We start from the raw sequence: 22,816 nt of genomic DNA on the forward strand, positions 1-22,816 counted from the left end.
GGGAGAGCATCTGCCTTACAAGCAGAGGGTCACAGGTTCGAGCCCTGTTGTGCCCACCATAGTGATTATCACTATAATAATAAAATATTTAAATATATGTGGCCCAGTGGCTCAGTTGGTTAGAGTGCCGGCCTGTCACGCCGGAGGTCGAGGGTTCGAGCCCCTTCTGGGTCGCCAAAGTAAATAATAAAAAGTCTCAAACATTTTGTTTGGGACTTTTTATTATTTTAAGTACAAATATGTATTTACTAAAAATAACGAATAACACAATATAAATAATGCATAAGATAGTAATAATATTTTTGAAAAAGTTATTATTATTAATTAAAGATTAAATTTATTATGTTTTTTTAAAATATATACTCCTTACGTAATATTAATTTTGATTTTATTATATTAATGCTATTTATATGCCTATTATTTTTCAGAATTAGTACAAAGAATTATGATACTTATGAAAATTTTAGTGTATTAATTCTTATCATTTAAAGGCTTATAATTTAATCAAGAGGTAAGGAGGTAAAATGATATGACAGAGAATTGGTTAAACATTAATGGCAAAACAATTATTGTAACTGGAGGCAATTCAGGCATAGGCTTGCATATTACTAACCAGTTGAAAGAAAATGGAGCAAATGTCATTGTTGCAGATTTAAATGTTGAAACTGGAAATGGTGATGGTGTATATAATATTAAAACAGATGTAACTTCGATTTGTAGTGTAAATTCTATGGTAGAAGAAGCAGTTAAAAAATTCGGTCAAATTGATGTATTAGTTAATAATGCTGGGATTAATTTACCAAGATTACTTGTTGATTTTTATAGTAATGAAAGAAAATATGAAATTGACGAGGAAGCATTTAATAAAATGGTAAATGTTAATCAAAAAGGTGTTGTATTTGTTACTCAAGCTGTAGTTAGACATATGATTAATAAAAAAGTAAAAGGGGTGATAATTAATATATCTTCTGAATCTGGAATGGAAGGGTCTGTAGGACAAAGCTTATATTCTGCAACAAAGGGAGCAGTAAATTCATATACAAGATCATGGGCAAAAGAACTTGGGAAATTTGGTATTAGAGTTGTAGGTGTAGCACCAGGTATAAATGAAAAGACAGGACTTACTACTCCTGAATACAATAAAGCTTTAGCATATACAAGAAACATAAGTGTAGACCAGCTTGATTATGGTTATGAAAAGAGCATTCCTTTAGGTCGAGTAGGTAAATTAGATGAAATTGCATACCTTGTTAGTTTCTTAGCTTCTGATAAGGCTTCTTATATTACTGGAACTGTAATTAACATTACGGGAGGGAAGTCAAGAGGTTAGTTTGGAGGGATAGTTGTGCCAAGCTATGCAAATATAAATAAATTATTGAATTTATTGCTTTTAAAGAATAAGTTATATAATGAAGAAATTTTGGAAGAAGTAGATTCTAAATATGATATATATAATTATGTTAAAGAAATTAACCACATATATAAAAATGAATTAAATATTGACATAATAGAAGATGGACATATAATTACACTTAATATTTTGGATGAAGATAAGTTTTATAAGCACTTATATATAGCAAATATGTATGATTTTAATGATTATAAATGTAGAATAGCATATTTGTTTTATGAATTAATTGATAAAGGGATTTATGTAAATATACTGGATCTTTGTGATTATATGAATGTAAGTAGAGGTACAGTCAATAATGATTTAAAGAAAGCAAAAAATATACTAAAAAAATATGGTGCAGAGATAGTAGGAGTGCCTAATAAAGGAATAAAATTAAATGGCAGTGAATTTAGTAAACGATTAATATTAATTTATGAAGTATTTGATTATTTCCCGAGTAAAATTTTTATAAATAATAAATTTATTAATATGATAAAATCATTATCTGAACACTATAAATTAAACAATTTAAGTAGATATTTAATTTATAAATCAACCTTAGTAAGTATATATAGGATTAAAAATGGGAATTTATTAAACACAAAAATTCCCATGTATAAAAATTTCGAAGCCAATAGCAGTAAATTAAATGATTTTGTAATGGAAATTAAAAATATGTTTAAAATTAATATTAACAATGAAGAGATAGATTTTATATTTTTTCCCATAAATACTAGAAATTCTGTATATACATCTACTGTAGATAATACTCAAAATGAAAAACAATTAATAGATATTGTAAATGAAATGCTTGAAAATGTAGAAGAAAAGTTTATGATTCACATTGATAAAGAGGATTTTTTTGAAAAAGTCAGGTATCATCTATTATTTCTTATTAACAGGTTAATATTTAAAATTCCTGTAAGAGATATTTTTTCAGATCAAATAAAAATTAAATTCCCTTTAGCTTTTGAATTAGCCAAAACATCAATGAATGTACTTAAGGAAAGATATAATTTATTTAGTACTACAGTTGATATAATTTATCTTGCAGTATATTTTGCATTAATACTTGATGAAAGAAAAACTATTTACGATGAAAGTAATAATATAAAAAATGCTGCTGTAATAACAAATGCTGGGAGAGGTGCATTTGAACTTATTCAAAGACAACTTAAAGAAGTAATTGGATTAAATTCCAAAATAGATTTTTTAACCACTTCAGATTTAGCTACAAAAGATATATCCGAATACGGAATACTTTTTAGTACCGAAAATATATCTACGGATGTTCATATTCCTATTATTCAGATAAATGGTATAATTGATAAAAATATATTAACTCAGAAAATAAATGAAATAGAAAGCAGAAATAATGCTCTTATTGAAAAAATAAGTGAAGTTGTAAATATTAATGTAATGCATTTAGATAGCAATAAAGGATATAAAAACAATGTTCGCTTAATTACTCAAGTTTTAATCAAAGAAGGTATTGTTTCAAAAGATATTTATAAAAACTTTGAAAAAAAAAGAAAAATTAAGTTCAATGATTTATGAAAATGGAGTTGCATTTCCTCATTTAACAGATAAAATAATTGATAAGTTAAATTTAACATTAGGCATTTTAAATCCAGAGAAAGATAATCTAAAAATAATTTTCTTTTTAGTAATACCTGAAAAAATGAACAGTATTCAAGAGGAAATGTTAATGAAAATATATAATTATTTATTTACTATAATTAGTGAAAAAAATCTTATCAATATGCTTCAAAAGATTAACTCAGTAGATGATTTAAATAAATTTTTAATGAAAGGATATTTGTAAGATGGACATTAAATTTATGATTTTTATTAGTATATTTATAATGTCTGCTTTTGCACTTCAATATTATTTAGGGTTTAAACAAATTAAACATTTTGGTGATGAATACAGTAAAATGAGACGGGAAGGAAAAGTAGCTATTGGCAGACGCCCAGGTAAAATACAGTCAGGTACTATTATACTATTTTCTATTGATAATAATGGGGTAATACGTTATGGAAAAAAGCTGCAAGGAACAACTATTCTAGCAAAATTTCGTGATTTTAATCAATTTAATGGGAGAAATATTAGTGATATAAGGTTAGAAGATGATGAAATGAAAAAAGAATTAAAAATTACAAGAGAAGCTGTAATTGATGCAGTAAATAATTATAATGCTTTTATAAATGGACAAAAAATTCCTGAAAAAAAATCACCATTTGGACAATTTTATAAAAAATTTGTTGGGTAAAGGAGATAATTTAATATGGCTATTATAGCTTTTATAGGGGCTGGACAAATGGCATCTGCATTAACTTTTCCAGCTGTAGAAAATAAAAATACTGTAAGACTTGTTGGTACTTTTTTAGATAGAGATATTATTGAAACTGCTAGAACTACAGGATTTCATCCCACATTAAAACGTTATTTACCATCAGAGAGCATTGAGTATTATCAAATTGAAAACGTAGTACAAGCATTAAAAGAAGCAGAATTTGTTGTTTGTGGAGTAAGTAGTTTTGGAATTGATTGGTTTGCAGATAATATTTTAAATCTTATACCTGAAAATGTTCCTATATTATCGGTTACAAAAGGAATGATAGATATGGAAGATGGTACTATGATTACTTATCCAGAATATTTTGAAAGCAAACTTTCTAAAGACAAAAAACTTTCTATAAATGCAATAGGAGGTCCATGTACAAGTTATGAATTAGCAGATAAAGATAATTCTACTGTTGTATTTTGTGGTAAGGATATAAATATACTGAGAAAATTTAAAAATTTATTTGAGACTTCATACTATCATATAAGTTTATCTACAGATGTAAGGGGAGTAGAGTGTGCAGTAGCTCTTAAAAATGCTTATGCATTAGGAGTATCTTTATCTATTGGAATAGCAATAGGTCCTGATGGAAATGGAATTGAACATTATAATTCTCAAGCAGCGCTTTTTGGGCAAAGCATTAAAGAAATGAAATATATATTAAATTTAATTGGAGGTGGTGAAGAAAATATAATTTATGGTGCAGGAGATCTTTATGTAACAATTTTTGGAGGAAGAACCCGCAAAATAGGAACTTTACTAGGACAAGGGCTATCTTTTGAAAAAGCAATTGAAAAGTTAAAAGGTGTTACATTAGAATCCATTGTTATTGCAACTCGTACAGCAAAATGTATTAGACGTATGTCAGAGAGAGGAATTATTGATTTGAGCGATTTTCCACTTCTAATGCATGTAGACGATATCATAAATAATAATGCAGCTGTTAATATTCCATGGAAAGATTTTGAAACAGAAAAAATATAAATTTTTATAGTGAGAATGAAATTTATAAAAAGTATTTAACTAAAAATATTATATAAAGGGGAGTGTAAAATGAACTTTTTTATTAAAATTGCAGAAGGATTTATAGGTTTATTTAAAACAGGGGCAAATGTATTTATAAGCTGGATGTCTGGTATAGTTCCATTAGTATTATTGTTATTAGTATTTATGAATACTGTAATTAGCCTCATAGGGCAGGATAGAGTTAATAAATTTGCACAGTGGGCTTCCAAATATTCAATAATGAGGAATATGGTTTTACCTTTTGTTGCAGCATTTATGTTAGGTAATCCCGCATCATTTACATTAGGGAAATTTTTGCCAGAATATTATAAACCCAGTTATTACGCAGCATTAGCACAGTTTTGTCATACAAGTAATGGATTGTTTCCACATATCAATCCAGGTGAACTTTTTGTTTATTTAGGAATTGCGGCTGGTATTGAAACTCTTGGCTTGAGTACTACACCATTAGCAGTAAGATATATGTTAGTCGGTCTTGTAATGAATGCAGTTGGTGCATATGTAACTGATTTTACTACTGGGTATGTTTGCAGAAAATCTGGTATTACTTTAAGTAAAGAAACTAAACTATAAGGGGGTATTAAAATGGCTAATTATAGAAGTATTAAAATAGAAAAAGGTAAAGGTGGATGGGGAGGTCCATTAATTATAACACCTACTGAAGAAAAACATAAATTCATTTATGTTGTAGGAGGAGGAGAAAAACCTGCTATTGTAGATAAAATAGCTGAACTTACTGGAATGGAGGCAGTAAATGGATTTAAAACTTCCATACCAGATAGCGAGATAGCTTTAGCAATTATTGATTGCGGTGGAACTTTAAGATGTGGCATTTATCCTCAAAAAGGAATCCCAACAGTAAATATTATAGCTACAGGGAAATCTGGTCCTTTAGCAAAATATATAACTGAGGACATATATGTATCTAATGTAGGAGTAAATCAAGTTTCGTTAGTTGATGAAAAAGAAGATATACCTGTAACTGTAACAAATACAAATAAAAAAGCTGAAGGATATACTACAGATAAAAAACTAACAGCACAAAATGCTGAAAAAGGAAGTATTATAGCTAAGTTTGGTATGGGAGCAGGTAAAGCAATTGCAATAATGCTTCAATCTTCAAGAGAGGCAGTACAGACAGTATTAAATACTATATTACCTTTTATGGCATTTGTATCAATGTTGATTGGTATTATTCAAGGAAGTGGAATTGGGAATGTATTTGCTAAAATTATGGCTCCATTAGCAGGCAGTATATGGGGGTTATTATTAATAGGCTTTGTATGTTCACTACCATTTTTATCACCTCTTTTAGGACCAGGTGCAGTTATTGCTCAGGTAATAGGTACACTTATAGGTGTAGAAATAGGCAAAAAAAATATAGCTCCTAATTTAGCATTACCTGCATTGTTTGCAATTAATACTCAAAATGCATGTGATTTTATACCTGTTGGACTTGGACTTGAAGAGGCAGAACCTGAAACAGTACAAGTGGGTGTACCATCAATTTTATATTCAAGATTTTTAAATGGAGTACCTAGAGTATTTGTAGCTTGGTTAGCTAGTTTTGGTCTTTATAAGTAAATATTAAATAAATTAAATTGACATAAAATAAATGGCTAAGGAGAAAAAGGATTATGATTATTTATTCTACAAAAATATTGGAAATTGGTTTAAATACTGATGAATTTTTAAATGGAGGAATGATAGTACTTTTCGGATTTAATGCTCCTCCTGAATTAAGACCTTATTGTTTTCTGATTGATAAAAATGAACTTAAAGATTCTATAGAAGTTGGCGACCTATTTATGATTGATGAAAGTGAATATAAAATTATAGCAGTTGGAGATCAAGTAAACAAAAATTTAAGAGACTTAGGGCATATTACAATTGATTTTAGAGGCGAAATAGAAAATATAATGGCAGGTTCATTATATGTTGAACAAAAGCCAATAACTAATATTTCTATAGGAACAAAAATTACAATAAAAAATAATAAGGTAAAGGATGAATGAAATGTTTTTGGATACAGCAAATATTGCATATATTAATAAATGTATAAAAAAATGTAAAAATATTGTCTGCTGAGCATAGTAAAATAACTAATCCAGTAGAAAGCATTTTTATATGCTATCTACTGGATTAGTTTATTAAAGAAGAATATAGAATTAAATATGGAACTTTAAAAATTTTACTTATATTTTAGTTATTTTACCTTATTTTATTTAAATTCTTTTTTATTCTAATATCATCTCCAAAAAATTTATGAAGAGTAAAATTACCAAGAAGTCTAGAGCTTATTCTTTCAGAGTAAATTTGAAGTATTTCTTCTAGTTTGCAATTTGTTGATATTATCATATTTTTGTTTTTTAAAATTTTCTTATTTAAAAGATTAAAAAGTTCTGTTTTAGAAAAATCGCTTATTTGTTCAGCACCTAAATCGTCTATAATAAGTAAATCACAGTTTATAAGCAAATCTTCAAGATTTTCATCACCTTCAAAACGTATGCGTTTTAAATTCTGAATTAAATTTTCAGCAGTTCTATAAACTACAAGATATCCTTTATCTAAAAGCTCTTTTGCTATACATATAGATAAGAAAGACTTACCTGTACCTGAAGGTCCATAAAAAAGAAGATTTTCATTTGAAGATTGAAAGTTTCGTATAAAAGCCATACATTTTGTAACAATTTTTTCAATATTTTTACGCGGACTTTCTGGTTCACTGCCAGTTTTTCTTAAAGAGTAGTATTCTACATTAAAATTATCAAAATTATTTTCACGAGTTAATTCCTTTAAGTCTGAATTTTTATAATAAACTTTTACCAAATAATGTTTATAACATGAACACTTTTTAGTTCCTATAAATCCAGTATCTTTACATTTTTCACATTTATAATTATGTTCAAGATAGGTTATTGGGTAACCATATTTAGATAAGAGTTCAGACTTTTGAACTCTTAAATCAGTAATTTTCTCTTTAAGACTTTTTATATATTCATCCCTATTTTTTATATTTTTAAAAGTACTCATAGAAACTTCTACGCAGAGTTTACCAATTTGCTGCTCAATATTTATAATTTCAGGAAGTTTTTCTTCAATTTCTTTTCTTCTTTTTTCAAGAGCTCTGTTTTCTTCTTCACGTATATTTTCATATATTTTAAGTATTTCAGATTGATAACCGTTAATCATTGTTAGTCTCCCATCCTAATAACTTTTTTTCAAGCTCGTCAAAATCATATGTTCTTTGTTCAAAATTATTAAAAGTACTATTATTATTATACTTAAAGTTATTATTTTTTTTAGTATTATTTCTTTTTACATCTTTTTTAGCTATTGCTTCAAGAGTGAATAAACCATCTTTATACCAACTTCCTAATATCCCATCTATATATTTAAACTCAGCTTTATTTATTCTTTCAAAGCAAATATCACAGGCTTTAAAAATAACTTCAAGTGGGAATTTATAAATATTAATCCATTTATCAAGCATTTCTTCTTGAGGCTTCATAACTTCTGCATCCTTTATACCTAAATAATTTAAAATCTTTCTAATTTTAATCCATTTGTCTTCATGTTTTTTTATAAAAGCTTGAGCTGCATCAACTGTAGTGATTTTAGAATCATACCAAGTTATAGCTATTTTTTCTATATATCTATAATCTGTTTTACCTTTTGAAACACAATATTGGATTAAAAGAAGTATAAGTTCTAAAGAAAAGTTATATTCTTTTTGCCAGCTTATATAAAGAGTCATTTCTTTAGTAGATAAAGGTCTTCCTAAAAGTTTTTCTATTTCTTTAAGCATATCTTTTGTAGTACTTTTATTTAATTCTTCTAAAAGATTTATATTTTCATTGTCTGAAGATACAGAGTCATTTAAATCTAAAAACTGAATGTTAAAATTCCCCATGTTATCTATAGGAACCATTCTAATAACACCTTCATCATTCCAATAGTTCCAAGCATTTAGTACATCTGTTTCTAAAAGATGAAGAGTGCTTGCAAGTATAGAAGAACTAACCCCTAATTCACCTGACATACAGTATTTAAGTCCTAAAATATATACTTTGACAAAATCACCACGAGCCTTAGTCATATATTTATCTATAAAAATATTACTAACAGGTGTGTAATCTTGAGCTTTATTTTTAAACATAAAAGTGCTCATAATACCACAGCCTTCCTTTACTAATTTTATACAATATATAGTATCACATAGAACAATTATAACAAAATATAGGTTTATACTCAATATGTAGATACATAACATGAAAAGTAAATATAGACTAGTAAAATAATGATTTAAACAAGTGCTAATGCTATATCTTATTTTTAAATATAGTATTAATAATTTACTAAATAAATATATAAAACTTTAAAGTTTTATATATAATAAGGATTTTTATATTATATATATCTCGTACATAATATATCTTTTTAAATATTAACATTTAGTTAAATTTTATTCATAGCTATAGAATGTTTTAAAAATGTTATATTTTGATGAAATATTGGGAATATTATCTAAAGTGAAAGGAGAGGATAAATTTTTGAGTAAAAGAAATAAATTTTACAAATTTTTAAGTTTGGCAAGTTTTGCAGGGACTATAGCAGTATCCTCTGTTTATTACAAAGAAAATACTCCCAATGCATATGAAATTAAAGTTTTTGATAAAGCTGTAGCATATGTTAAAGCTGATGAAAATGCACTTAAACAAATAGCAAAAATAAATAATGAATTAGAAAATAGATTTAAAAGTACAAATTTTAAAGATAGTATTTTTGTTTTTAATTCAAAAGTAAATGAAGATTATTTAATTGATGATAAATTATTAGAAAAATCTATAATTCAAAATGGAGGAATAGAAGTAGAAGCCTTTTCCATGCTTTGTGATGGTAAAGAAATAGCAATAGTTGCTAGCCAAATGGAAGGAAAAGAAGCTTTAGATAAGGTAGCAAACTATTATGCTTCTAAAAACGGAGTTAATATAAAAGAAAGTAATGTAAAAAATAAAATCACATATGAAAAAAAGAAAACTCTTTTAAAAGATGTAGATGATGTTGATAAAGTTAAAGAAAGAATTATAGAAGTAAACTCAAAGTTAAAGAAACCTCTATTAGTGATAGAATTTAAAGGTACTTCTCAAAGTACAAAAAATATTTCCCCAGAAACTATTACAAAATCATCAAACAGTATTTTAGAAGGACAAAGCCAAATTGAAAATCAAGGTAAGTATGGTGAAAAGATTGTATTAAAAGAAATTACAATGCAAAATAATAATATAATAGATTCAAAAGTTATAAGTGAAAAAGTTACTATACCTCCAGTAAATAAAGTTATATTAAAAGGTACTAAAAGTAATGAAAATAAAGATAAAACAGCAAGTACTTCTTTTGTATCACCTTCACGAGGCACAATATCTTCAAATTTTGGAATGAGGTGGGGCAGAATGCACGAAGGACTTGATATAGCAGCAAACTTAGGGGAACCTATATATGCTGCTCTTGATGGCACTGTAACATATTCAGGTTGGGCTAGCGGCTATGGTAATTTAATTAAATTAAAACATAACGATGGTATTGATACTTATTATGGACATTGTAGTAAACTTTTAGTATCAGAAGGTCAAAAGGTAAAAAAGGGTGAAAAAATTGCAGAAGTTGGAAGTACAGGAAACAGCACAGGACCACATCTTCATTTTGAAATAAGAATAAATGGAGTTCCTAAAGATCCTACTAAATATTTAAATGATATAAAAAACAAATAATATAAATATTCCATTACATTAAGTTCTGATTTTAATTGAAATAAATTATTTATATGAGTATCTAAATGCAAAAAACTTAAGGATTTTAGTGCAAGGTAATGGGCATTGTACTAAATAAATAAAAATATATCAGGATGTAAGATTATTGATATAGTACCCCCACCCCTGATTCATAAGGTGGGGGTACATTTATGGAAGAAGCTTTGTAATATCAATCATACCTGCTCCTTGAGACCATTTAAACATATTTAAAAGTTTGCAAGAAACTTTTAATAATGATAATACATCTTTAAAAGAAAGTTCTGGGTTATTTTCAAACAAAAGAGCACAAATACCACTTATAAAAGCAGCAGCACAAGAAGTACCACTATAAGTTGTATAAGGTTTATCTAAAGGATAAGCATATATTCTTGAACCGTTTCTTTCTGAAATATAATTTTTATTACAGTTTAATGAGCAAATTTCTACACAGGCTGCTGATAAATCAGGCTTTTCAAGTTTACCATAAGGACCAGAGGAAGAATGAATATAAGGCTTAATACCACTTCTAGTATCTAATCCTGCAACAGTAATACAATTATTTAATGTAGCAATACCTTTAATTGAACCTTCTTCATTTTTATTACTATTACCACTTGGAACAACCACAACTATTCCTTTTTTTACAGCAATATCAAATATTTTAGAAAAAAGTGAAATAATAAAAGAATTATAGTCTATAATTTCAAAAGGAAGACAAATTACTTTTATGTTGTATTCAACATTTTCATTAAGTATAAGTTCAATAGCATACAATATGTCTGAAATAAAGCCTCTGCCTATATCGTTAAAAGCTTTTACTGAATATAAATGGCTGTTTTCAGCAATACCTCTATACATACCTTTAGAAGCAGCTCCACTTCCACATATAATACCACTCATAAATGTTCCATGTCCATTATCATCATAAGGATATTTCATATCATTTATCAAATCTACAAATTTTTTAATTTTATTATTAGGATGACAAATATCTGTATGAGGGTAAGTACCACTATCAACTAAACCAATTCCAATTCCTTTCCCAGTAAGTTTATATCTTTCTTGAAATGTTATACCATTTGCACTTAAAACACTCATTCCACATAAAAAAGCATTTGTATCGAAAGATATATATGAAACTTCAGGAAGCTCTAAAAGCCTTTCTATTGCACTTTTAGATAAATTTGCACTTATACATTTTATTGATGGTATATTTCTTATTACTTCTGATTTATAGGATTTTATCTTTTTTTCTATATTTTCTATTAAAGTCTTACATTGAATTATTACTCTATAATTTTTATAGCTATTACTTTCTAAAGCCTGTTTGAGATTATAATCAAGTTTGCTTTTAAAAGAGAACATAAAAGCCTCCTAAAAAATTGATACCAATATATATTATGAAACTTTTATAATATTGATACAAATTAGAATGTTTATTATTAAATTATTTACATATATTTTAAAACCATTAATTATTTTATAGTTTATTGTTGAAAATTATATGTTTATAATTTAAACTTAAATTGTAAAGGTTATATATAAACAAAACTTAATTTTACATATATTAAGACTTTGTATTGAAAATCTTTACTAAATAAAAAAATTATATTTATTTTAGAGGGGGTATTATATAATGCAAATAATAAAAAAAGATGGCAGAATTGAAAAATTTGATATAAATAAATTAAAAGCAAGTATTGAAAATTCTGCTAATGATATTAACTTCCCTATAACTGAGTCAGATTTAAATATAGTATTAAATGATATAAAAAAAATACTAAATTTATTAAGAGAAAATTCTTCTCTTACATCAAGTTATGAGGTAAGAGGAATAGTATATCATGTTCTTATAAATTCTGGTTTTTCTAGTGTATGTAAATCATATATGGATATATAAAATTATATAAAAATTTAAATATGATTTTTAAAATTTTAATAAAAATTAATAAAATTTACCTAGAATAAAAACATAACCATAGAAAAAAATAAAATTATATATAAGTGTTTCTATTTTATATTTTGAAAGGATGACGAAAATGAAAGACAGTTTTTTTAAAGATTTAAAAAATAATGAATATATAGAAGACAGCTTTATGGTTATGAAAATTTTAAATAAAGAAGATGGTGAATTTACAGCTTTTATTGGAGATAAAACTGGAGATTTTAAAATATTTATACCTCAAATTCATGAAAAGATTAATATTGGAGATGTTATATATATAAAAGCTAAAAAAAATATAATTTATGAAGTAAATGAATATAAAAAGATAGAAGATTTTGATATAAATGATTATCTCCCCAGTTTAAAAAGACCTATAGAAGAAGTTATAAGTGATATAGAAACTATATCTAAAGAAGAATTTAAAAGTCCAGAAATAATAAGTTTAAATGATTATTTTTTTAAAGATAAAAGTTTTTTAGAAAAATTTAAAAATGGTATAGGGGGCTTAAATCAGCATCATAATTATATAGGAGGATTAGCTGAACATACTTTAAATGTTATGTATATGACTAAAGTTATGGCTTATAGATATAATTGCAGGCATAAGGAAATTGCTATACTTGCAGCTAAGCTTCATGACATAGGTAAAACAGAAGAATATGATGTAAATGGTCCTTTTTCTGTTTCAATTAGAGGAGAAATGGAAGGACATATAGTTATAGGAGTTACTATGATTGAAGAGGCTTTTAAATCTGGAGGGAATATTTATAGTGAAGATTTTAAAAATAGAATTAAAGGATGTATAGTTCAGCATCATGGTAAAATAGAATATGGCTCTCCTAAAGCGCCAAATACTGAAGAAGCTTTTATAGTACATTATGCTGATTTTGTTGATGCTACTATGAACAAAGTAGGTCAAGTAAAAGATATTACAGAGCCAGGTACTTGGTCAGAATATGATAGAAGAATAGGAACAAGATTATATATTTAATATTTATATGTAAAAATAAATTATTGCATATATAATTATTGAGGTGATAATTATGGATGCAATAGTTAGTTTGATAGGTAATGTAGGGTTTCCTATAGCTGTATCTATATATCTTTTAGTTAGGATAGAAGGTAAGCTTGAAAACCTTACAAGCAGTATTAACAATCTATCTAGTGTCATAAACACAATAAATAAATAATACTAATTATATTTTTAATTTTTTTATATTTAATTGTATTATTATGAAAAAGCTTTTTAAAATGCAGTTTTATGTGTTTTGAAAAGCTTTTTTTATGCAAGTTTAACTTGATATTAATGCATTTTATATTTATAATTCTTTATAATGGAAACATATATAAAAAAGGGGGCAGGCTATGAACTGCAGAAAAAATTATTTAAAAGGAATAAAGAGAGTTGTTGTAAAAGTAGGAACTTCTACACTTACTCACTCTAGCGGTCTTTTAAATTTAGATCGTATAGAAAGTTTAGTTAGACAGCTGGCAAATTTACACAATCAAAATATTGAGGTTATATTAGTAACTTCAGGAGCTGTTGGGGCAGGTATGGGAAAACTTGGACTTAAAACTAAGCCTAAAACTATTCCTGAAAAGCAAGCTGCAGCAGCTGTAGGTCAGGGAATACTTCTTCATATGTATGAAAAAATTTTTTCTGAATATGGGAAAACTATAGCTCAAATACTCCTTACAAAAGATGATTTTGCAAATAGAAATAGATTTTTAAATGCTAGAAATACTTTTTTTGCACTTTTGGATAAAGGTGTTATACCTATAGTAAATGAAAATGATGCTGTTGTGGTAGATGAAATAAAGGTAGGAGATAATGATACATTATCAGCTTTAGTATCTAGCTTGGTAGAAGCTGATTTGCTTATATTATTATCTGATATTGATGGATTATATGATGATAATCCAAATATAAATTCTGGAGCTAAACTTATTCATTTTGTAGATTCTATAAATGATGATATAGAAAATATGGCAAATGGATCTGGTACAAAGTTAGGAACTGGTGGTATGGCTACAAAGTTAAGTGCTGGGAGAATTGCAACAGCTTCTGGGACAGCAATGATTATTGCAAATGGATCAAAACATTCAATACTTCAAGATATTATTGATGGAAAAGATGTTGGAACTTTATTTAAACCTAAAGAATGTCCATTACAAGCAAAGAAGCATTGGATTGCATATAGCACTGATATAAGTGGTAGAGTTATAATAGATAAAGGAGCAGAAAAAGCACTTATAAAAGAACAATGTAGTCTTCTTCCAAGTGGAATAGCTAAAGTAGAAGGCTGCTTTAATGAAGGCGCTGTAATATCTATATATAATTATAATGGTAAAGAAATAGGAAGAGGCGTAACAAATTATTCTTCCTCAGAAATAGAATTAATATTAGGCAAAAAATCTAGTGATATAGAAAAAATATTAGGTCATAAACATTTTGATGAGGCAATACACAGAAATAATATGGTAATATTTTAAGGGAGGTAATTATGGATATAAAGGAGAAAATAATAGAAAAAGGGAAATTTGCCAAAATAGCAGCTAGAAATTTAGGTAATTGCAGGACAGATATAAAAAACAAAGCTCTTATTAATATGGCAGAAGCTTTACTTAAAAATACAGATATAATTTTAGAGGCAAACGAAAAAGACATGGAAGCAGGAAGAGCAAAAGGTTTATCTAAAGCTATGCTTGATAGGCTTATGCTAAATCAAAAGAGAATTTTAGATATGGCAGAGGGCGTAAGACAGATAGCTTCTTTGGAAGATCCTATAGGAGAAGTTACAAAGATGTGGAAAAGACCAAATGGTATACAAATAGGTGAAATAAGAGTACCATTAGGTGTAATAGCTATAATTTATGAAGCTAGACCAAATGTAACAGTAGATGCTGCAGCACTTTGTATAAAAGCTGGTAATGCAGTAATGCTAAGAGGAGGATCTGAAGCTTTAAATTCTAATAAAGCACTTGCAGATGTTATTTCAAAAGCAGCTATTGAAGCAGGATTGCCTGAAAATTCTATTCAATATATAGATATAGTAGATAGAGAAGCTGTTAATATAATGCTTAAACTTAATGATTATATAGATGTACTTATACCAAGAGGAGGGGCAGGACTTATTAAAAATGTAGTACAAAATGCTACAGTACCTGTTATAGAAACAGGAGTAGGAAATTGTCATGTATATGTAGATGCTGATGCTGATTTAAAGATGGCAGAGGAAATAATAATAAATGCTAAAACTCAAAGGCCTGCAGTTTGTAATGCTATGGAAACATTACTTATACACAAAGACTGTTATAAAGAACTTTTAAAAAGTTTAGCCCCTAGACTTAAAGAACTCGGAGTAGAAATTAGAGGCTGTGAAAGAACGATAGCTGTAATTCCAGAAGCTCTGAAAGCTTTAGAAGAAGATTTTTACAAAGAGTTTCTTGATTTAATATTAGCAGTTAAAGTTGTAGACTCTTTAGATGAAGCTTTAGAACATATATATAAATATGGAACTAAACATTCAGAAGCTATAATAACTAACAATTATTTTAATTCTCAAAGATTTTTAAAAGAAGTAGACGCAGCAGCTGTATATGTAAATGCTTCTACTAGATTTACAGATGGCTTTGAATTTGGTTTTGGCGGTGAAATAGGTATAAGTACCCAAAAGCTTCATGCAAGAGGACCTATGGGACTTAAACAGCTTACTACAAATAAATATATAATATATGGAGAAGGACAAATACGCAAATAAAAAAACTTACAGATTAAATAAAAAAAGTCACAGCTTTAAGTTTTATAAAAACTTAGCTGTGACATATAGAGTTTCTTTGTAAAAATTTAACTTATAAACTTATATATTAAATTAGAAACTCTATAATAAAATATATATATAAATAAAAAGAGGGCATAATTAAATAATTGCGTCTATTACAGCCTCTGCAAATTCGGTGGTAGTTGAGTTTCCACCTAAGTCAGAGGTTGTTTTTTTACCTTCCTTAAGAACTTTTGCTACTGCATTTTCAATTTTATCTGCAGCTTCCTGTTCTCCTATGAACCTAAGCATTAATACTCCAGAAAGTATAGCAGCTGTTGGATTTGCTATGTTTTTTCCAGCAATATCTGGTGCAGAACCATGGATAGCTTCAAAAATAGCTGCTCCATCTCCTATATTAGCTCCAGGAGCTAATCCAAGACCTCCAACAAGACCTGCTGCCATATCAGAGAGTATATCTCCATAAAGATTTGGCATAACAAGAACATCATACTTTTCAGGATTCATAACAAGTTTCATGCTCATAGCATCTACAATCATATCTTCAAACTGAATTTGAGGATAATTTTTAGCAACTTCTCTTGATACATTTAAGAATAAACCATCTGTGCATTTCATTATATTAGCTTTATGAACAGCGGTAACTTTCTTTCTTCCTTGTTCTAAAGCTGTGTCAAAAGCAAACTTAACTATCTTTTCACTAGCTTTTTTTGTAATTATTTTTATGCTTTCTGCGGCATCTTCGCCTATCATATGTTCAATTCCAGCATATAAATCTTCTGTATTTTCTCTAACTATAAGAAGATCAATATTTTCATATCTTGAAGGAACACCCTCATAAGTTTTTATTGGCCTTAAATTAGCATAAAGATTAAATTTTTGTCTTAATGTTACATTAACACTTCTAAAGCCTTTTCCTACAGGTGTTGTTATAGGACCTTTCCAAGCAATTTTATTTTTTGCTATGCTATCTAAAACTGAATCTGGAAGAGGTGTACCATATTTTTCTATAAGTTTTTCGCCAGCTGCTACTTCTTCAAAATCTATTGATACGCCACTTGCTTCAATTACTTTTTTAGCAGCACCCATAACTTCTGGACCTATTCCGTCTCCAGGAATAAATGTAATTTTATGCATTATGGTTTTTACTCCTTTCTTCTTGCAATTTTGTTAAGTTTAAAAGTCCTCCAGAAAGAAGCATTTGTTTTTGTCTTTCTGTAGCATTTAAAATCATTTTATATTTTTTGTTTTTAGTTATATTATCTACTTCTATAATTCCAGATTCAACCTGACTTCTAGCATCTTTTATTAAAAGTTCATCGAGCATATCAATATCATCATAATCTTTTTCATTTTCAAAAACTAAAGGTAATATACCATTATTTATAAGGTTTGCCATATGGATTCTAGCAAAAGATTTAGCTAAAACTGCTTTAACTCCAAGATATAGAGGAACTAATGCAGCATGTTCTCTGCTGGAGCCTTGACCGTAATTGCTTCCTCCAACTATAAAACCGCCTCCAAATTCTTTTGCCTTCTTTGGAAAGTCTTTATCAGAAGGTGTTAGACAATAGTCAGATAAATAAGGAATATTGGATCTATAAGGAAGTAATTTTGAATTAGAAGGCATAATATGATCTGTTGTTATATTATCTCCAACTTTAGTTAATACTTTTCCTACAACTTCATCTTTAAGAGGTTTACCTTGAGGGAATTCTTTTATATTGCTTCCTCTTATTATTTCTACAGTACTTCCATCCTCAGCAGGAGGTACTATTAAATTATCATTTATTAAAAACTTTTTAGGCATTTCTACATTAATAGGATCGCCTAAAGTTCTTGGATCAGTTATATATCCTGTAAGAGCTGAAACTGCAGCAATTTCAGGGCTGACTAAATAAACATTAGCAGAAGTAGTTCCAGATCTTCCTTCAAAATTTCTATTAAATGTTCTTAAAGATACTGCATTCTCGGCAGGAGATTGTCCCATACCTATACAAGGACCACAAGCAGATTCTAATATTCTAGCTCCTGAAGCTATTATAGAAGCTAAAGCTCCATTTTGAGCAAGCATTGTTAAAACTTGTTTAGAACCTGGAGAAACAGCTAAAGATACATGTTCTGCTATAGTTTTACCTTCAAGTATTTTTGCAACTTTCATCATATCAATGTAAGAAGAATTAGTACAGCTTCCTATAAGAACCTGATTTACTTTTTTACCTTCAAGTTCACTGATTTTAACTACATTATCAGGACTATGAGGGCAAGCAACCATAGGCTCTAAAGAATTTAAATCTATTGTTATTTCTTCATCATAAACTGCGTCTTCATCGGCAGATAAAGGTGTAAAATCTTTTTCCCTTCCCTGTGCTTTTAAAAATTCATAAGTTATTTCATCACTAGGGAATATGGAGGTAGTAGCACCAAGTTCAGCTCCCATATTTGTTATAGTAGCTCTCTCTGGGACAGATAAACACTTAACTCCTTCTCCAGTATATTCAAATATCTTACCTACACCGCCTTTAACGGTAAGTCTTCTTAAAAGTTCTAATATTATATCTTTTGCAGTTACCCAAGGGTTTAGTTTACCTTTAAGATTTACTTTTACTATTTTAGGCATATTAATATAATAAGCACCGCCACCCATAGCTACAGCTACATCAAGTCCGCCAGCTCCAATTGCGAGCATACCTATACCACCGCCAGTAGGAGTGTGGCTGTCAGATCCAAGCAATGTTTCACCGGGAACTCCAAATCTTTCTAAGTGAACTTGATGACATATTCCATTACCTGGTTTTGAAAAATAAATTCCATGTTTTTTAGCAACTGATTGTATATAAGCGTGATCTCCTGCATTTTCAGGTCCTGTTTGTAAAGTATTATGATCTATATATGCTACAGATCTTTTTGTTTTTACTTTATCAATTCCCATAGCTTCAAATTGAAGATAAGCCATAGTACCTGTTGAATCTTGTGTTAATGTTTGATCTATTCTAAGGGCAATTTCACTGCCTTGAACCATTTCACCTTTTACAAGATGTGCTTTAATAATTTTTTGTGATAAATTTAAGCCCATATTCAATCCTCCTCGTATAATAAGTTTATAGTCAGCTAAATTACTGCTATAAACTTATTTATTTTTATTTATTGTAATTTATAGATATCCAAAGTTTGAAAGTTTAATACAGTTATCTATTAATAATATAATTTTATTTTTTATTTTTCAATTTACTTTTAGTGTTTAATACAGTTATCTAGTAAAATAATAATACTCTTTTATAAGATAAAATATACTTTTGTAAGATTATTACTTTACTAGACTATATTTATTTTTATGTTATATATTTATTAAATTAAAATTAACTAACTCTAACTTTTTTTGTTATAAAAACTTCAGGTATATATTTTTCTACCAAAAGCTCAAGTTCTTCATTAGTAATAATAGTATTTCTACCATTTTCGTATTCTTCGTCTATCCATTCTTTTATAAGCTTTATTCTTGGATCTTTTTTATCTATTTTATATTCATCTTTAAGCTTGTAATAAGTGTTTATCCAAGCGGCAATGCCAGCAAGACCAGAATATTCATTTACAGCTACGACTATAGGTCTATCTAATATTTTTTCTGTATCAAATATATTATATATTTCCTCATCCTTTAAAACTCCATCGGCATGTATTCCAGCTTTTGTAAGATTAAATTCGCTGCCTATAAAAGGAGTTTTTGGAGGGATTGAATAATCAAATTCACTTTGAAAATATTCAGCTATTTCAGTAATTAAGTTTAATCTCATGTTTTTTGTATTACCCTTAAGCTGTCCGTATTCTATAATCATAGCTTCAAGAGGACAATTTCCAGTTCTTTCACCAATACCAAAAAGAGTGCTATTTACTGAAGCACAACCATATAACCAAGCTGTAGAAGAATTAGTTACAACCCCATAAAAATCATTATGACCATGCCATTCAAGCCAATCTGAAGGAACTCCAGCGTAATTTTTCAAACCATGTATAATAGCTTGAACGCTTCTAGGAAGTGCGGCGCCACTATAAGGAACACCAAGTCCTAAAGTATCACAAGCACGTATTTTAATCTTTTTATTAGCTTCTTTAGCTAACTCCATAAGTTTTTTTACAAAAGGAACTACAAACCCAAAAAAGTCGGCTCTTGTTATATCTTCAAGATGACATCTTGGAGTAATATCGTTAGCCAATGCTTCTTCTACTATAGATATATATTTTTGTGCAGCTTCTTCTCTAGTCATATTTAGCTTTTTGAATATATGATAATCAGAACAAGACATAAGAATACCGGTTTCTTTTATTCCCATATTTTTTACAAGTTTAAAATCTTCTTTATTAGCTCTAATCCAAGAAGTAATTTCAGGGAATTCATATCCTAACGAAAGACATTTATAAGCTGCTTCTCTATCTTTTTCAGTATATAGAAAAAATTCAGTTTGTCTTATTATTCCTGAATTATTATCTAACTCATGAAGATAAGAATATAATTTTACCATTTGATCTACACTAAAAGGAGAAATAGATTGCTGGCCATCTCTAAAAGTTGTATCTGTTATCCATATATCTTCAGGCATATCCATTGGAAGCTGTATATTATTAAATGTTACTTTAGGTAATTCATCATATGGAAATATATCTTTATAAAACTCTGGTTTCTGAGAAGATTCAAAAATCTTCTGGCTAAATTTTTCAAACATTATTATCCCTCCCAACAGAACGAAAATGAAATTTAAACTAACGATATTTAAAAAAATGCAATATAATCAATAAATTATTCATTATATAAAAACATATTTTTGCAAATAGTACAAATTTTAATGCTAAAAAATAAGTAGTTATGTATTATAGTATATCATAAAAATAATCAATTAGGAATATGTATTTAATATTATTTTGCAAGATTTATTAAAAAAAATTCATTTAATGAAATAATATTTTTATATAATGCAAAAATAGGAAATATTTTAATATTTTTTATAATTAAATACCTAAAGACTTTTCCGATTTGTTAAAGAGTAAATTAAACTTGTCTGAAAAATCAAAAAAATATTAAAAAAACTAGATAAAATTATGAATTTGCAAGGTTCATTGATATGTAACTTTATATTAACAAACTTTTCATAATATTGTGTTATTATGAAATAGAAGTTAGATCCCCCTTATATATAGAGTTTATATAGAGTTGATTTTTATTTAAAGATGCTAGAAAATTCTGGCATCTTTTGTTTTGTTTGCATTCTGAAATAAATAAACGAAATGATAATATATATTAACCTTATAAAAATAAAAGCCATGCATAAAAGTGTTTCATTAATTTATGCATGGCTTTTATTTTATGAAATTATATAGAATTTATTTTGCTGAAGTTAATATTATTGTTGCAACACTTTTATTCAACAGTTTTTATATCAAATATAAAAGTGTTATAAAAATAATATTATGTAAAAATAAACATTGAATTTATTGGATAATTTATATAATAACTCTTTTTGGCACGGATTATGCTTTATTAAATTGCATAGAACGATAAAGGAGGCAAAAAAATGAATCAAGTTATTTTAGCTAGTCATGGAAAATTAGCTCAAGGTATGAAAGATACTTTAAATATGATTGTAGGAAATTTAGAAACAGTTCAAGCCTTTTCATCTTATAGAGATGAAGAAAAAAGTATTAAAGAATCAATAGAAAAGGCAATAAAAAATAATTATGGGAAAAATGATATTTATATTTTGACAGATATTTTAGGTGGTAGTGTTAATAATGATGTTATGTCTTTATTAAAAGATTATCCTAAATTACATGTTATTGCAGGTATGAACTTATCTTTAGTTATTTCTATTGCTATTTCTGAAAATATTTCAAATAAAACTTTAGAACAGTTTATCAAAGAAAGTCAACAAGCTATTGTTGACTGCAATAAATTAATTAATAAAAATTTAAATAAAAAGGAGGAAGAACTATGATTAAATTAGTTAGAATTGATCATCGTTTATTACATGGACAAGTGGTTTTTTCATGGACCAAAAGTTTAAACATTTCAAGAATTATTGTAGTAGATGATGTAGCAGCCAATGATGAATTAAAGAAAATGTCATTAAATTTATCAAAACCTGCAGGTGTAGTACTAAATATTTTTTCAGTAAAAGAAGCCTTATTAAAAATGCCTAAAATTGAACAATTAAAAGAAAATATTATGTTCATTTTTGGTGGTACAAAATCAGTTTTAGAATTTTGTAAAGGTTACCCTAAAATTGAGGAAATTAATTATGGTGGAATTGCTAAAAAAGAAAACTCTAAACAGTACAGTAATGCAGTTTTTTTAAACGAAGAAGAATTAAATGATTCAAAACAATTAAAAGAAATGGGAATTATTTTGTATATGCAGCAAGTACCAACTTCTAAAAAAGAAGATTTAACATCAAAAATTTAAATTTAATAAAAAAGACCAGCTAGTTAAAGTCAATAGTTTTTAAGAAAAAATTTTATTCTTAAAAATGGGTATGACA

22 protein-coding genes and 1 tRNA gene are annotated in these 22,816 nt (G+C 27.5%); 17 read left to right on the forward strand and 6 right to left on the reverse strand.

Translation table 11 applies throughout. The features are described 5' to 3' along the window. The first annotated feature begins 100 nt into the window (after positions 1-100). The 9 genes from EGD97_RS11270 (at position 101) to EGD97_RS11310 (ending at position 6,782) form a co-directional block, all read left to right on the forward strand. Positions 101-177, forward strand: a tRNA-Asp gene (locus tag EGD97_RS11270). Positions 178-529: 352 nt separating this feature from the next. Next, positions 530-1,330 (forward strand): SDR family oxidoreductase, encoded by an 801-nt coding sequence (locus tag EGD97_RS11275; protein WP_127837438.1) that lies wholly within the window; start codon positions 530-532, stop codon positions 1,328-1,330. Between the two features lie 15 nt (positions 1,331-1,345). Then, positions 1,346-2,950: a BglG family transcription antiterminator gene (locus EGD97_RS11280; RefSeq protein WP_127837440.1), complete on the forward strand. Its 1,605-nt coding sequence runs from the start codon at positions 1,346-1,348 to the stop codon at positions 2,948-2,950. After that, positions 2,913-3,218: a PTS sugar transporter subunit IIA gene (locus EGD97_RS11285; protein ID WP_127837442.1), complete on the forward strand. Its 306-nt coding sequence runs from the start codon at positions 2,913-2,915 to the stop codon at positions 3,216-3,218. Before EGD97_RS11280 ends, EGD97_RS11285 begins: the two co-directional genes overlap by 38 nt. 1 nt (position 3,219) lies before the next feature. Further along, on the forward strand, positions 3,220-3,666 hold the full coding sequence (locus EGD97_RS11290; protein WP_205693993.1) for a transcriptional regulator GutM: 447 nt from the start codon (positions 3,220-3,222) through the stop codon (positions 3,664-3,666). Positions 3,667-3,681: 15 nt separating this feature from the next. Beyond that, the gene (locus EGD97_RS11295; RefSeq protein WP_127837443.1) at positions 3,682-4,725 is read left to right on the forward strand and encodes a glycerol-3-phosphate dehydrogenase; all 1,044 of its coding nucleotides are present in this window, start codon (positions 3,682-3,684) and stop codon (positions 4,723-4,725) included. Positions 4,726-4,794: 69 nt separating this feature from the next. Beyond that, positions 4,795-5,340 (forward strand): PTS glucitol/sorbitol transporter subunit IIC, encoded by a 546-nt coding sequence (gene srlA, locus EGD97_RS11300; protein WP_127837444.1) that lies wholly within the window; start codon positions 4,795-4,797, stop codon positions 5,338-5,340. Positions 5,341-5,352: 12 nt separating this feature from the next. After that, on the forward strand, positions 5,353-6,351 hold the full coding sequence (gene srlE / locus EGD97_RS11305) for a PTS glucitol/sorbitol transporter subunit IIB (RefSeq protein WP_127837445.1): 999 nt from the start codon (positions 5,353-5,355) through the stop codon (positions 6,349-6,351). A 53-nt stretch (positions 6,352-6,404) separates the two neighbouring features. Next, positions 6,405-6,782, forward strand: coding sequence for a PTS glucitol/sorbitol transporter subunit IIA (locus EGD97_RS11310; RefSeq protein ID WP_228202024.1), 378 nt, complete (start codon positions 6,405-6,407; stop codon positions 6,780-6,782). A gap of 196 nt (positions 6,783-6,978) precedes the next feature. On the opposite strand, the gene EGD97_RS11315 is transcribed toward EGD97_RS11310, so the two are convergent. Both EGD97_RS11315 and EGD97_RS11320 read right to left on the reverse strand, forming a co-directional pair. Continuing rightward, on the reverse strand, positions 6,979-7,959 hold the full coding sequence (locus tag EGD97_RS11315) for an ATP-binding protein (protein ID WP_078681939.1): 981 nt from the start codon (positions 7,957-7,959) through the stop codon (positions 6,979-6,981). Next, on the reverse strand, positions 7,952-8,938 hold the full coding sequence (locus EGD97_RS11320; RefSeq protein WP_127837447.1) for a DnaD domain protein: 987 nt from the start codon (positions 8,936-8,938) through the stop codon (positions 7,952-7,954). The genes EGD97_RS11315 and EGD97_RS11320 overlap by 8 nt, the downstream gene beginning before the upstream one ends. 382 nt (positions 8,939-9,320) lie before the next feature. Here EGD97_RS11320 and EGD97_RS11325 point away from each other — a divergent pair, with 382 nt between their 5' ends. Continuing rightward, positions 9,321-10,538 carry a M23 family metallopeptidase gene (locus EGD97_RS11325; protein ID WP_164850210.1) on the forward strand — a complete coding sequence of 406 codons (1,218 nt, stop codon included), beginning with the start codon at positions 9,321-9,323 and terminating at the stop codon, positions 10,536-10,538. Between the two features lie 189 nt (positions 10,539-10,727). Here the strand turns inward: EGD97_RS11325 and EGD97_RS11330 are convergent, their stop codons facing one another. Then, positions 10,728-11,924: a S8 family serine peptidase gene (locus EGD97_RS11330; RefSeq protein ID WP_127837449.1), complete on the reverse strand. Its 1,197-nt coding sequence runs from the start codon at positions 11,922-11,924 to the stop codon at positions 10,728-10,730. A 271-nt stretch (positions 11,925-12,195) separates the two neighbouring features. Here EGD97_RS11330 and EGD97_RS11335 point away from each other — a divergent pair, with 271 nt between their 5' ends. From EGD97_RS11335 to EGD97_RS11355, 5 genes are all read left to right on the forward strand, one after another. Beyond that, positions 12,196-12,459 (forward strand): ATP cone domain-containing protein, encoded by a 264-nt coding sequence (locus tag EGD97_RS11335; protein WP_078681935.1) that lies wholly within the window; start codon positions 12,196-12,198, stop codon positions 12,457-12,459. A gap of 139 nt (positions 12,460-12,598) precedes the next feature. Next, the gene (locus EGD97_RS11340) at positions 12,599-13,495 is read left to right on the forward strand and encodes an HD domain-containing protein (RefSeq protein WP_127837450.1); all 897 of its coding nucleotides are present in this window, start codon (positions 12,599-12,601) and stop codon (positions 13,493-13,495) included. Positions 13,496-13,547: 52 nt separating this feature from the next. Beyond that, entirely contained in the window at positions 13,548-13,694 is a 147-nt protein-coding gene (locus tag EGD97_RS11345) for a YvrJ family protein (RefSeq protein WP_127837451.1), read from the forward strand. Between the two features lie 175 nt (positions 13,695-13,869). After that, positions 13,870-14,997 carry a glutamate 5-kinase gene (gene proB / locus EGD97_RS11350; protein WP_127837453.1) on the forward strand — a complete coding sequence of 376 codons (1,128 nt, stop codon included), beginning with the start codon at positions 13,870-13,872 and terminating at the stop codon, positions 14,995-14,997. Between the two features lie 11 nt (positions 14,998-15,008). Beyond that, on the forward strand, positions 15,009-16,265 hold the full coding sequence (locus tag EGD97_RS11355; RefSeq protein ID WP_127837455.1) for a glutamate-5-semialdehyde dehydrogenase: 1,257 nt from the start codon (positions 15,009-15,011) through the stop codon (positions 16,263-16,265). Between the two features lie 159 nt (positions 16,266-16,424). Here EGD97_RS11355 and EGD97_RS11360 read toward each other — a convergent pair whose 3' ends face one another. From EGD97_RS11360 to EGD97_RS11370, 3 genes are all read right to left on the reverse strand, one after another. Continuing rightward, entirely contained in the window at positions 16,425-17,423 is a 999-nt protein-coding gene (locus tag EGD97_RS11360) for an isocitrate/isopropylmalate dehydrogenase family protein (protein WP_127837457.1), read from the reverse strand. After that, positions 17,416-19,362, reverse strand: a complete 1,947-nt coding sequence (locus tag EGD97_RS11365) for an aconitate hydratase (RefSeq protein ID WP_127837459.1) — start codon at positions 19,360-19,362, stop codon at positions 17,416-17,418. The genes EGD97_RS11360 and EGD97_RS11365 overlap by 8 nt, the downstream gene beginning before the upstream one ends. A 283-nt stretch (positions 19,363-19,645) precedes the next feature. Then, a complete protein-coding gene (locus tag EGD97_RS11370; RefSeq protein WP_078681929.1) occupies positions 19,646-21,007 on the reverse strand; it encodes a beta/alpha barrel domain-containing protein in 1,362 nt (453 codons plus the stop codon). Positions 21,008-21,853: 846 nt separating this feature from the next. On the opposite strand from EGD97_RS11370, the gene EGD97_RS11375 reads away from it, so the two are divergent. After that, on the forward strand, positions 21,854-22,273 hold the full coding sequence (locus tag EGD97_RS11375; RefSeq protein ID WP_127837461.1) for a PTS sugar transporter subunit IIA: 420 nt from the start codon (positions 21,854-21,856) through the stop codon (positions 22,271-22,273). Then, complete coding sequence (locus EGD97_RS11380; protein ID WP_078681927.1) at positions 22,270-22,740, forward strand: PTS sugar transporter subunit IIB; 471 nt, start codon at positions 22,270-22,272, stop codon at positions 22,738-22,740. Before EGD97_RS11375 ends, EGD97_RS11380 begins: the two co-directional genes overlap by 4 nt. Positions 22,741-22,816 lie beyond the last annotated feature (76 nt).

The sequence above is a fragment of the Clostridium prolinivorans genome (genome assembly GCF_004011155.1).
GTDB lineage: Bacteria > Bacillota > Clostridia > Clostridiales > Clostridiaceae > Clostridium_AT > Clostridium_AT prolinivorans.